General features: G+C 37.2%; 10 protein-coding genes and 2 pseudogenes. 3 read left to right on the top strand and 9 right to left on the bottom strand.

Going from position 1 to position 12,021, the window contains the following annotated elements:
* Positions 1 to 161: 161 nt before the first annotated feature.
* Together J7E81_RS30700 and J7E81_RS24875 are read left to right on the top strand one after the other, a co-directional pair.
* Positions 162 to 443: pseudogene (locus tag J7E81_RS30700) on the top strand (hypothetical protein); the annotation flags it as partial.
* 416 nt (positions 444 to 859) lie between these two features.
* Positions 860 to 1,774, top strand: coding sequence for a class I SAM-dependent methyltransferase (locus J7E81_RS24875; RefSeq protein ID WP_215046540.1), 915 nt, complete (start codon positions 860 to 862; stop codon positions 1,772 to 1,774).
* Positions 1,775 to 2,023: 249 nt separating this feature from the next.
* On the opposite strand, the pseudogene J7E81_RS30695 reads toward J7E81_RS24875, so the two are convergent.
* Positions 2,024 to 2,107 (bottom strand): annotated as a pseudogene (locus J7E81_RS30695) (SEC-C metal-binding domain-containing protein); the annotation flags it as partial.
* A 275-nt stretch (positions 2,108 to 2,382) separates the two neighbouring features.
* Positions 2,383 to 3,222, bottom strand: a complete 840-nt coding sequence (locus J7E81_RS24870; RefSeq protein ID WP_251028863.1) for a hypothetical protein — start codon at positions 3,220 to 3,222, stop codon at positions 2,383 to 2,385.
* Positions 3,223 to 3,647: 425 nt separating this feature from the next.
* Between J7E81_RS24870 and J7E81_RS24865 the strand changes: the two genes are divergently transcribed.
* On the top strand, positions 3,648 to 4,499 hold the full coding sequence (locus tag J7E81_RS24865) for a hypothetical protein (protein WP_251028862.1): 852 nt from the start codon (positions 3,648 to 3,650) through the stop codon (positions 4,497 to 4,499).
* A 276-nt stretch (positions 4,500 to 4,775) separates the two neighbouring features.
* Here J7E81_RS24865 and J7E81_RS24860 read toward each other — a convergent pair whose 3' ends face one another.
* The 7 genes from J7E81_RS24860 to hisD form a co-directional block, all read right to left on the bottom strand.
* A complete protein-coding gene (locus J7E81_RS24860; protein WP_215046538.1) occupies positions 4,776 to 5,120 on the bottom strand; it encodes a rhodanese-like domain-containing protein in 345 nt (114 codons plus the stop codon).
* A gap of 355 nt (positions 5,121 to 5,475) precedes the next feature.
* Positions 5,476 to 6,243: an HpcH/HpaI aldolase family protein gene (locus J7E81_RS24855; RefSeq protein WP_215046536.1), complete on the bottom strand. Its 768-nt coding sequence runs from the start codon at positions 6,241 to 6,243 to the stop codon at positions 5,476 to 5,478.
* A gap of 402 nt (positions 6,244 to 6,645) precedes the next feature.
* On the bottom strand, positions 6,646 to 7,350 hold the full coding sequence (locus tag J7E81_RS24850; protein ID WP_215046534.1) for an alpha/beta fold hydrolase: 705 nt from the start codon (positions 7,348 to 7,350) through the stop codon (positions 6,646 to 6,648).
* Between the two features lie 138 nt (positions 7,351 to 7,488).
* Complete coding sequence (locus J7E81_RS24845) at positions 7,489 to 8,505, bottom strand: LacI family DNA-binding transcriptional regulator (protein ID WP_215046532.1); 1,017 nt, start codon at positions 8,503 to 8,505, stop codon at positions 7,489 to 7,491.
* A 111-nt stretch (positions 8,506 to 8,616) separates the two neighbouring features.
* The gene (locus tag J7E81_RS24840; RefSeq protein ID WP_215046530.1) at positions 8,617 to 9,378 is read right to left on the bottom strand and encodes an SDR family NAD(P)-dependent oxidoreductase; all 762 of its coding nucleotides are present in this window, start codon (positions 9,376 to 9,378) and stop codon (positions 8,617 to 8,619) included.
* Between the two features lie 113 nt (positions 9,379 to 9,491).
* Positions 9,492 to 10,598, bottom strand: a complete 1,107-nt coding sequence (locus J7E81_RS24835) for a cupin domain-containing protein (protein ID WP_215046528.1) — start codon at positions 10,596 to 10,598, stop codon at positions 9,492 to 9,494.
* A 93-nt stretch (positions 10,599 to 10,691) separates the two neighbouring features.
* Positions 10,692 to 11,981 carry a histidinol dehydrogenase gene (gene hisD, locus J7E81_RS24830; RefSeq protein WP_215046526.1) on the bottom strand — a complete coding sequence of 430 codons (1,290 nt, stop codon included), beginning with the start codon at positions 11,979 to 11,981 and terminating at the stop codon, positions 10,692 to 10,694.
* Positions 11,982 to 12,021 lie beyond the last annotated feature (40 nt).

Genomic DNA, 12,021 nt, shown 5'->3' with positions numbered 1-12,021 from the left:
ATATTTACAGATTCCCTTTTTGTTATAGATTTACTTTTTCATTGAATCAATAGATAGTTATTAACCTTATGCTAAAGTAATCTATTTAGTTAGAGAAACAATTTAATCAATTTATTTATGAAAATGATTTTACTATTAATGAAACATTATGTCAAGTTGAAATTTGGTCCAAACTTACTGGGTCTCCGAGAACTCGTCCTATCCATTTATATATCAACAGCAGGTATATTTCTCATGATAGTGATGTAGAAATCTTAATTCCCGATTTACATCTTGCTACCCTTGAAGAAAATGTACATTTTAGAATGCGCCTAACTGCAAAACGTGGACATGGTTATGTTCCTCCAGAGCAAAACAAACGTGATGGCCTTCAAGTAGGAGTATTCATACCAATAGATTCAATCTATACACCAGTTACACGCGCCAATTATTTAGTTGAAAGTATCCCTCATGAAGCGTTCGAACCATTTCTTCGAAATGAGGGCTGTCCGCGTCTATTTAAGTATTGTCATTTTTCAGAACTCACAGATGTTACTTTTCATGGTAGTGGAACAACAATAAAAGCTTACTTAGCAGCCAAATATTGTTGAACTCAAGCACCCGTTCGTATTATTTGGTTAGCCAGATATTTCTGGTTGACCTTTTTTTATATGGTTTTATTATAACCATGTAGTTTTTTATTTAAAAGTTTTGTAGTTTCTAAAATTCTTACAAACACCTGAAGATGGGCTAACTTCATACGATAAAATTCTTGACAAAAGAATCTATTTATGCTATAATTTACAAAATAAAAATTACTGTATATAATAAGATTCTCCTGGCCAGGGGAATCTTTATTTTTGTTATGGGAGGCAATTGAATGAAAGCAAATGAACCAAGTGTAACTTCCTTAGTTTCAGCATTCAGCCGAGCATACCACAGTAAACATGACACTCCTAAGGTTTTTGATGATTTTGTCGCGAAAAAACTAATCTCTGAACAAGAATTTGCAGACATCAGCGATAATATGATTAATGGGATACATTTTTTCAACAGGGAGATTGCTGAGAAGTTTAAAGACCATCCTGGAGAAATCTTAAAATGGATCACCCAAGTCCAGCTATCTCCTACTCCGCTTGCTCGTGCAGCTTATTGCGAGGAAGTTTTAGTAAATGAAATAAAGTTGGGATTGCAACAATATGTAATCCTCGGGGCAGGAATGGATACATTCTGTTTCCGGCATCCGGAATTAGAAAATTCCCTGGAAATCTATGAAATGGACCATCCTGCTACACAGGCATTTAAAAAGAGCAGGCTTTCTCAAGCTAATTTAGAGATTCCAAAAAATCTTCATTTGATCCCGGTGGACTTTACCAAACAATATTCTTTTGAAAACATTCAGGAAAAAGATTTTGAAAAAAAAATAACGTTGTTCAGTCTTCTGGGTGTCTCCTTTTATCTTACGAAAGAGGAACTCACTCGCTTGTTAAATGAACTTTTTACCATTATGCCAGAGGGAAGTTCAATTGTTTTTGATTATGCAGATGAAAATCTTTTTATGGAAAAAGGATTTTCAAATCGAGTGGAAAATATGCTTAAGCTGGCTGTGGTTGGTGGTGAACCAATGAAATCGTGCTTCTCCTATCTTGAAATCGAGAAAATACTTGAAGATGCAGGTTTGCTAATTTATGAACACTTATCGCCAACTGCCATAAACCATCGATTCTTCCGTAACCGGACGGATTATTTGACCGCCTTTGAAACGGTCCATTATATCCATGCAGTCAAGAAATAGTCTGCATTTATGTTCAATTTTATTTTAAACAACTATTTAAGAACGCAACAGCTTGTATATAAACCTCTTTATTTTTAGTTAAGACTTCTGATTGCTGCAACTATTGGAGTAATGACTTGTTTGGAACTGGAATAGAGTTCTTCCTATAATTAGCAATTTACGGCTTGATTAGCACCTATTTAATAAAAAACGGCTGAATATACAGATATCAGCCGTTTCTCATTATCCATTGTAATTAATATATCAATATCAACCGCAACACTTTTTATATTTTTTCCCACTTCCACATGGACATGGGTCATTTCGGCCTACTTTATTTTCTTTTCGGACAGGGACACTTTGTTTCAGATTCTTTTGATTGCTAGCATTTCTATAATGCAGCTCACTCCCCATAGCAACTTGTTTCCATAACTCAATGTCAGGGTGCTGCAGACCTAAAATTGAATAGTAACCATAAACCGTTTGTTCAATATCCACAAGGCCAGAGGAATACTCTTTTTTCATATGATTACTTATTTCGGGTAGTGCCTTTATGGAAAACTGATGACAGAGGGCTTCAAACAGTATATCTTGATCATCGATTTTTTCTGCCTCATGATAGGCTTCTCTTAAAACCCGAACCGCGAGATCTGATTTAATATTTCCACAACGGAAGCAGCAAATATAATCGATTCCGATTGTCTTAAGTAAGGTACTGCCTGTTTCACAACCTCATCCGATTGAAAACCAATTAATGCAGTTGCGACTTCTTCTAACAGGATATCATCATCACGGATTAACAAACTTGTCAGTAAAGGAATATACTTTTCCAGTTTTAATAATCCGACCATATAAATTGTCAAAATCCCATTAAATGAAAACCATTGCTCTTTTAATTCCTCCATAAGAACTAAATCAATTTCGTCTTCCGTAATCCAGCCGTTTTGCACAATACATACTGCCAGTTTTTTCGCCTTTATGTATAGATCATGTTGGTAAGATGCAGCACGCTCAAGATCATTTAACATTCCCCCATATTCTGTATAAACTTCCTCTTCCGTCCCGTTTACGACTAGCTCATATAACGGCCACATTTCCCTTCGAATATATTTTTTCAGAGGCTCCTTATTTTTTAGCGCAAGTTCCGGGTCAATACGTTCTAACAAATTCAATACTAAATGGACCTTGGACTGATCCATCTCCGGGATATTTTCAATCAGAATTTTGACTGACTTTTCATTGATTTTCTGATTTTCTACAAAGATGAGAATGGAGGTTTGCTTTTCTTTATTGTTAAACGCTTCTTTCAAAAGTTCTACTGTCCATTCTTCCGGAACATTAGGAAAATCGTGCAGTGCATTAAGTACCGTTTCTTGAATTAAAAAATCATTGCTTAGTAAGTGTGGTTTTATTTTTCCCAAAAATGTCATCGTATAATTCCTTTCCTGCCGCATTTGCTTAAACTCCATTATATCTATCCTTTATTGGGCAATCCAATAGAGGAATCAAAACAGCTCTATTGAACAGCATTTATCTTCTGGCCATCTTCCATGTTATAGATGGTTCAATAAAGAAAAAGGACAATGGTGTGAACATCTTTTGAAAAATATCCGCACAACCTCACTTCCCTTATTAAACTCCCCCCGTAATCTAAATATAGGTCCACCTATTATTCAAAAAAATAAAATTGATATAAAAATACCCAAAATGGCAAAAAAACGGCTCCAAATTTTCAATTTTGGTGGCAAATAAATGCTTTATATGCAAAAAGTGGCCCCAAATTAGAAATTTTGAAATTCGAATTCCATCGCCAAAACCAGTATCTTAGAAATGCCGGAAATGTGTGTTTAACACGTTAGCTGGCCTAGATGAAGGTGAAAAGGTGGCTAATCGGATGAATTTAAAATCTGGGACAATTGAGGGATTTGAATCGTTTTCGCAATTCGAAAGTTTACAGGAGTTCAACCGCCATATGGAAATGTGGCTGCTTGATCACAAAAAGGATTTTTCAAAGGGTGAATTAATTGGATTAAAGAGACTTGTGCGGTTCTCTGCCAAGATTCCTGGTGTTTGTAATGCCAAGATTGGGACGATTTTAAAAGCGATTAACCGAGAATGTAAAGAAAACATCCTTTCCCGTTCGACTTTTAAACGAATGGTTCTTAAAGGGAAACAAATGGGGATTTTCACTGTCTATGAAACCGAAAGAAAGAACGGCTCTCAGTCCAGCAATCTCTATGTATTTAATCGTTTTCCTTCTAATGAACCACCCAAACATGAAAGCATGAACCGCCCTAAAGAAACTAGTGATCTTTTAAAAACTGAAAAAGATCAAAAGATAAAAAAACGTAAAGAAGAACCGATTCATTTGGATCACACTTATGTGAGCAATCGTATTCCACAACCCTTTGTTGAAATCGTTAAATGCTTCTTTCCAGATGCAAAAGTGATCGAGGAATATTGGCGTATGGCCCATATCATTGCCTATGGCTATGAACTACATCAGGAAACGGATCTAATGGTTAACCTTGCCATCCAATCCTTCAAGCAGCTAATTCGAAAACTTAAATTAACAAAGGCTGTAAAAAATTCTATTGCTTACTTCAATGGAATCTTAAAAGAGAAATTTTTTCAGTATTACGAGGAGAAGTTGAACGAAAAGCGCGCAGCAGGAATGATTCAATCTAAACCGATTGGTTTTGAGTATAAAGGTGAAAGATTTGAGTGGGATTGGTTGAATGTATAAATTACATGGCTAATTGTTCTTTTCCTGCTGTATTATTAGAATCTTTATTAAAAACCATATAATAAACACAACAGGACCAAAAAAAAGGATACTCACAAATGGAAATATTGAAGGAGAAGATTCCCTGACATCCCCTCCTCCCACTTGGATAATTACACTATATATCCTTCTGTTTCCTTATTCTTATTGGACATTTTGGTGTTTTGAGGTTAATGGAGAAAATCTTAATGTCAAATTAAAGACTTTTCTAATTACATACTAAAACCCATATTATTTTCATTTTTGTGATTGCAGATACTCTTTCCAGGCAGTTATTCCGCCTTCTAGCAATACAACATTATAGTTTTTTTCAGACAAAATGGCAGCACATTTTTTGGCAGAGTTTCCTGTTGTACAGGTTACGACGATTTCATGGTTTTTAGGTAATGATGCGACTTCTTCCTCTCTTTTTTCCTCAAGTTCAAAGATCGTGGTTTTTGGAATATTAAAGTTTTTGCCCCTAGGCGCTTCAATGTGAAAATCATTGTATTTTTCCTCTGCGCGGACATCAAGTATGTAAGTTTGGTCATTTCCTTTCAGTCTCTCTTCTAGTTCTTTTGGCGTAATCGTTTTTATTGTCAAAATCAACACTCCTTTTGAAGGTTTTAGTTCTTAGAAAATTTCCATTTATTATAGCATAAGGCTCCAATCAAAATAATAATCCTGCCTAAATGGTTTTGTTATTTCAATAAAATGATAAACGCCATGCATGAAGGAATTCCTCTTATTCATATCCAGTTACACTGTATCTAACCTTCCAGTACTTTTAATGTTCCTTCCATTAATGCAGACTTGCACTGCTCATACCCAAAATGATCATTCTTCTAGATTCAATTAATTCATCTTTATTATGGTTATACCGATCAACACTTTAGCCTACGCTCAATTTTGGGATATAAATTTTTTAAAGTCAAAGTATATGAAAACTGTTCCTTTATTATCTTTTTGTCTTTCTCGGTTCATTAATCACTTGTTCCAGTGCATTCGAGATAACAGAAGTCGCCGTGATACCGATATAGCAAGCCCCGGACTCAAAGCCTTTTATCACTCCTGTCGAGTTAGCAGCTACAGTCCCTATTTTATAGCCTTCCTCTTTTCCAATCCGGAACAACTCATGGATTGCCTCCTGAACATCAGGATGACCTGCTCCCTCTGCCTTAAAACCCATATTAACTGATAAATCAGTTGAACCAATAAAGGCCATATCAATTCCAGGAACACTCATTATTTCTCTAAAGTTTTGTACCGCTTCAGGCGTTTCAATATGAATGGAAATTAAGATGTTCTCATCTGTATTCTTAAAATAAGCTTCCCCTCCATCTTTTCCGAAACGGGCCGCCCGAATAGCAAAAGCAGCCCCTCTCTGTCCATATGGGGGAAATTTAGCTCTTCTTATTACAAGTTCCGCATCTTCCTTATTGTTAACCATTGGTACCTGGATACCTTTGGCTCCACGGTCCAACGCTTTTTGTATACTTGAAGCATCATACGAAACTCTGACAATAGGCACTAAATCTACTAATTCTGCCGCCCTTATCATGTTTTCAATCTCTGAATGACTGAAAGCTCCATGCTCATCATCTATTACAACAAAATCATAACCCGCAAAGCCAATCATTTCGATAAGAGCAGGTGCATAAATTCCCAGGAAAACCCCTACTACATTTTCTCCATTCATGATTTTTTGTTTTACTTTATTTATCACTTCATTTTCCTCCAAATTTCATTCAATTTGCATAAAGCAACTATATTGTTTTATTAATTATTCATTCAGGGACAATTGTAACCGGTGCCGCAACCTTATAAAAATCGCCATTTGATCCAGAAGATGTGAAAAAAATACTCGGAGGAGAGATTATATTTATTTAGTGCAAGCTTGTAACCTTCAAGTCTTTGATAAAAAGTGGAATAATTAGAAGGGTCTGAAATAAAAGAGATACGTTTTAAGTCCTAACTCAACCAAATGACTGACAGCAATATGTGCTCCTTTTGAATTGTTTCGCTGTTTCCGTAAAAAGGGATGGGAAATATCACTGACAATCAAACTTAACGTGCTTGTTCTGTTTGTTATCATACTTCTTGGAATCAGATCGGAGTGAATCCCGACTTAACAAAGAAGCCAGTTACGTAAAGCTGATGCCGTTTCCGCTGGCTTTTCCAATGTACTTAGGTGACCGCAATCTTCAATAATTGTAAGCATGGCATTAGCGATATTGGAATTAAGATATTCATGCATTTCTAGCGAACATAGTGCATCCTGCCGGCCAAGAAGAACAAGTGTCGGACACTTAATCTGATGTAAGTGCTGCTTCAGAACATCAGGACGTGACATGAGCGCTTTCATTTGCCTTATCATCGCTTCTGGTCCAACGTCCTCTGCCATTTGCCGAATCGTATGAATTAGTTTCAAGTCCTTGTGGCGCTCAGGATGAATCAGTGAAGGCAAGAGATATTGATCCGTAACATCCATATATTTTCCGTCTTTTGCCATTTGAATAAATTGATTCCATCCTTTTATCTGTTCTGATTTAGGAGGATGTGGATTGGTATCCAATAGAGCTAATTTCTTTACTCTTTCAGGTGCTTGATGGATTAATTCCAATGCTACAATTCCACCCATCGACAAACCAGCTAACGAAAACTTTTCTGGCGCCTCTTCTAAAATAGATTTAGCCATTTCCTGAATGCTATCATCATTAGTTAAGTCACCGACATGGATTTCTGCAATATCGGATAATTGATCTATTTGCTCTGTCCAAAGTAGTTCATTACACAATGTCCCAGGTAAAAATATTAAGCGTTCCTTTGTCATCACAAACCCTTTCTTTAAATAAAATGCTCAAACCATCTTTTTTAGGGAAAAAAGGACAACCCCTATAGAGGTGTTTATTCTATATCTTTGGCCAGAGAATATTGGCAACGTTGATTAAAAAAAATCAATCAACTGTGATCAAGTTTTATTTGATGTTGTCTTACGAATCATTAGTTCAGGCTCAAGAACTATTTGAACAGGTTCAGATGAGTTTGGTCGATCATCAATTAAATCGATTAATTTCTCCAGCGCAAGAGAAGCCATTTTTTCCATATGCTGGGAAACGGTTGTTAATCCAATAAATTGATTGCTGGCTAAACGAATGTCATCAAACCCTATTACCGATACATCTTCGGGGATTTTTAAATTTAAACTTGCGGCTGCATCCAAAATGGCGAGTGCCATTTGATCTGATACAGCTAAAAAGGCAGTAGGTCTATTTTTTTGGGTTAATAGTTCTTTTGTAAATTCAAAAATCTTATGATAAGAAAAATCTCCATTATATACGAAATCTTGTTCTAGTGAGATTCCATTTTCCAAAATGGCTTCTTTATATCCAATATATCTCTGATAGGTGGTTAAATACTTAAATGGACCCGCAATATAGGCAATTTTTTTATGACCGAGCTGAAGCAAATATTTTACGGCCATTTTTGCACCTTTGATATTATCAATCACCACAAAATTCGCCATCGGGTCATCAATACTACTATTATATAAAACAATTGGAAATCCCTTTTCGTGTAGATGCTTGACTCTCGTATCGTCCCGTTTCACAGAAGCAATAAGGATTCCGTCTACTCTTTTTCCAATCAGGGTGTGTATAGATTTTTCCAAGTTATCATCATTATGGTTGGTATTACAAATCACCACATCATATTCTAATTTCTGTGCCTGTTCAATAATGACTCCAGCAGACTCCGCAAAAAACGGATTGGAAATATCCCCAAGAATTAAACCAATAGCATTTGTTTTCTTTTCAACAAGACTCCTCGCGATCTCATCTCGGGTAAAACCTAACTCTGAGATGGCCGAAAGGACCTTTTCTCTTGTGGATTCTTTTATAAAGGGATAATTATTTAAAACTCTGGAAACCGTAGACTGTGAGACACCTGCTTTCTTTGCCACATCATCCGCTGTTACTCTACCTATCATATTGTTTTTTTCCTTTCAACTAAGTAGATATAACTGTATTCTACCAAGTATCATTAAATTTATGATACTGTAATGTTTATATTTGATTTTCAAGCTTAAAGTCCTTCACGATTAAATTGCTGTCCAGCCTCCATCTACTCGAATGGTCTCTCCAGTAATAAAATCAGACATATTCGAAGCTAAAAACAATACTGAACCAGTTACATCAGTGGGCCGGGCCAATTTTCCCAATGGGATTCTACTAATCACATCCTGGTAGAAATCTTGGTCCTCAAACATTTTTATTGTAAAGTCTGTTTCAATAAAGGTTGGGGCAACGGCATTCACTTTAATATTAAATGGGGCCCATTCAATGGCTAATGCTTTTGTCAACTGAACTGCGCCGCCTTTACTAGAACAGTAGGATACACGTTTAATATATCCCACAAATGCCATTTGTGAAACAATATTGATAATCTTTCCCTTTCGATGAGGAATCATGTGTTTCCCGGCCCGCTGCGAGCAAAAGAAAACTCCTTTTAGATTTGTATCAAGAACTTGATCCCAATCTTCTTCCGAAACCTCTAAAGCTGGTTTCGGGATATTAATTCCTGCATTATTAACTAGAACGTCAAGACCATTTAACCGCTCGACAGCTTCATCAACCATTTTATAAATACCTTTAACATCCTGCATATCGCAGACAATGTAGAAGCAATCCGGTTGGAATTCTTTTAACTGCTCTGTCGTTTTAGACAGCGCGGATTCGTCTCTCCCTGTAATAACCACCTTTGCACCTAACTTGGCAAAAGAAATGGCAATATCTCTTCCAATCCCTTTACTTCCACCTGTTATCATTACTTTTTGGTTTCTTAAGTCTGTAAAATAATCCATCTGTAACTATTCCCCCCTAAAGCAGCGTCCTTTCTTTTTAATTTCAGTATGATACTATTTGTACCCATAAGCTTTCTTATTACAAAAAGCTTATGGGTATCAAATTTATACTATCATTTAATCAATCTATTATTTTCATCAAGTTGTAATCCTGTTTTTTGAGCAGCATTAATTACTTCAGGTGCCCATTCTAATATCGGGCGATCATCCCCGCTATTGATGATAAATAGAATTCCAGTATCTTTGCCCACACACTCTATTTGACGATAAACATCCACAGGGACCGACATGATATCCTTTTCCGTTAAGACTACTTCTCCTTCTTCTCCCTTTTCACCCAGTGAAATTTTCCATTCTCCTTTTTGAACAAATACCACTTGTTTATTCGAAAGTTTAAAGGACTTGAAACCATTCCCGGGTTCAGCTTCGATTAGTTCTAAATTAAAGGAATGTTTGTAACTTAAAAGAGTTGATCGATCAACAGCTTCAGCCATTCCTGGTCCAATCAGTCCATAGCTTTTCTTCTCTCCGCCTGGAATACGGCAGTCCAGAAAAGATTCCGAGTGTGGGACTCGCTCTTGAAAACGAAAAATCTGTTTACTCATTTCTTCCTCACTGATTTTTGGAATCAAAGCAAGTTCTGCACTACTTATTGGTTTAACTACTTTTGCGTCTGCAGGAACTTCCTGACCGGCTGTTGTATCGATTAGGCGGCCATCTTCCAGCAACACCAGCCCATATCCTTCGGCAGCCCTTAGGACTTGTGGGGCCCAAGTTACCTTTCCTGGATTATCTTCACCTAAAATACAGTATAAAAATCCGTCGTCAGAGCCAATATTTTCGAAGGCTCTGAATATCTTTGTCGGAATGGAGAAAACATCTCCTGCCTTTAAGATGGCCTCCCCTTCTTTCCCATCATTCCCCCAGAAAAATCGCCAGGTTCCCTTGGCCACAATAAACACTTCTGCTGTTAAGTGCGAGTGGAGCGAATTTTTGGTTCCATTAGGCATAGCAGCAGCTCCAAAGTTAAACCCATGAGCTTCCTCTAAATTAATGACCCGATTACTGCTTTCCGATACACCCGGTCCAATAATCGTGAAGTTTTCTTTTTTGTCGGAGCCGGGAGTCTTTGCATCAATAAAAGCAGCCTTATCTGCCACCAGCTCATCAAACCGAATCACTCTCTTTTTAAATTCTTCTTTAACAATTGTCATTAACATCAAATACCTCCCAAATATCCATAAAATGGTTCTTGCTATTTTTAAAATCCTGCTAGAGTTTAAATAGAAATATAATAGGATTCAGTACATAATTTAGCTCAATACATTTTTATTTCCATAGCGTCTTACGCGCAGCAAGGCTTGTTCACGATGACCCATAAAATTTTCTAATTGGCAAAGACGGGCAGCATATTCCCCGATCAATGCACTGGCTTCAGGCGTGCATTTTTGATAGGTACATGTTTTAATAAACTTACCAACCCATAAACCGCCTGTGTATTTTGCCGCCTTTTTAGTTGGCAGCGTGTGGTTTGTTCCAATTACTTTATCACCATAGGCTACGTTTGTTTCCGGACCCAAAAATAAAGCTCCATAATTCTTTAGATTTTCCAAAAAATAATCAGGATTCTCTGTTAAGATCTCTACATGTTCAAATGCTAACTTGTTCGCTTCGATCACTGCCTCTTCTTCATCTTCAACAAGAAGAACCATCCCGTTTTCTTCCCACGCAATCCGTGCCACGTCTGCTGTAGGTAACACAGCTAATTGCCTTTCGATTTCGAGTAAGGTTTCCTTGGCAATCTTTTCAGAGGTTGTAATGAGAGCTCCCGGTGACGTAGGACCATGTTCAGATTGACCAAGAATATCGCAGGCGATCATTTCCGGGTCTGCTTTTTCATCAGCAATGACTAGGGTTTCCGTTGGCCCGGCAAGAAGGTCGATCCCCACAATTCCAAACAGCTGCCGTTTTGCTTCAGCAACAAAAGCATTTCCTGGTCCAACGATCATATCGACAGGTTCGATGGTTTCAGTACCTAAAGCCATTGCGGCTAATGCCTGTACTCCTCCGAGGATATATATTTCATCTGCCCCAGCCAAAGACATGGCCGCAATAGTTGCTGCCGGAATCTCCCCGTTGATAGGCGGTGTGCAGGCGATTACTCGATTGACCCCTGCAACTTTTGCCGTTAAAACACTCATGTGAGCAGACGCGACCATTGGATACCTTCCTCCTGGAATATAGCATCCAACACTCCCAACAGGTATATTTTTATGTCCTAGTATGACGCCTGGTAATGTTTCAACCTCAATTTCCCGTAAGGCTGATTTTTGCGCTTCTGCAAATCTTCTAACTTGGGCTTGTGCAAACTTAATATCATTAATGGTATCCTCAGGTAAGGAATTGATAATTTCCTCAACTTGCTCGTTTGATAATTTAAAACTTTCCGGAGACCACTTATCTAGTTTTTTGGAATATTCTCGTACCGCATGATCGCCTTTTTTCTTCACTTCATCAATCATCCTCTTCACGGTTTGAGATACATTTAACTCTGTTTCAGCAATTTCTTCCTTCGACTTCCCAACTTTTAATAATTTCACCATATTAACCACTCCATTTTTCCTTTGGCTTTGTTAAACTTGG

Source organism: Bacillus sp. ISL-18, from assembly GCF_018613415.1.
Taxonomy (GTDB): domain Bacteria; phylum Bacillota; class Bacilli; order Bacillales; family Cytobacillaceae; genus Neobacillus.
The sequence above is the reverse complement of the archived record's forward strand: the minus strand, read 5'-3'. Positions and strand labels throughout refer to the sequence as shown.

Excerpts from the sequence above, each read along its gene's own strand:
- J7E81_RS24870 (WP_251028863.1), bottom strand. The coding sequence starts at position 3,222 with ATGGAGTTTAAGCAAATGCGGCAGGAAAGGAATTATACGATGACATTT.
- J7E81_RS24845 (WP_215046532.1), bottom strand. The coding sequence starts at position 8,505 with ATGATAGGTAGAGTAACAGCGGATGATGTGGCAAAGAAAGCAGGTGTC.
- J7E81_RS24835 (WP_215046528.1), bottom strand. The coding sequence starts at position 10,598 with ATGTTAATGACAATTGTTAAAGAAGAATTTAAAAAGAGAGTGATTCGG.
- J7E81_RS24875 (WP_215046540.1), top strand. The coding sequence starts at position 860 with ATGAAAGCAAATGAACCAAGTGTAACTTCCTTAGTTTCAGCATTCAGC.
- J7E81_RS24840 (WP_215046530.1), bottom strand. The coding sequence starts at position 9,378 with ATGGATTATTTTACAGACTTAAGAAACCAAAAAGTAATGATAACAGGT.
- J7E81_RS24850 (WP_215046534.1), bottom strand. The coding sequence starts at position 7,350 with ATGACAAAGGAACGCTTAATATTTTTACCTGGGACATTGTGTAATGAA.
- hisD (WP_215046526.1), bottom strand. The coding sequence starts at position 11,981 with ATGGTGAAATTATTAAAAGTTGGGAAGTCGAAGGAAGAAATTGCTGAA.
- J7E81_RS24865 (WP_251028862.1), top strand. The coding sequence starts at position 3,648 with ATGAATTTAAAATCTGGGACAATTGAGGGATTTGAATCGTTTTCGCAA.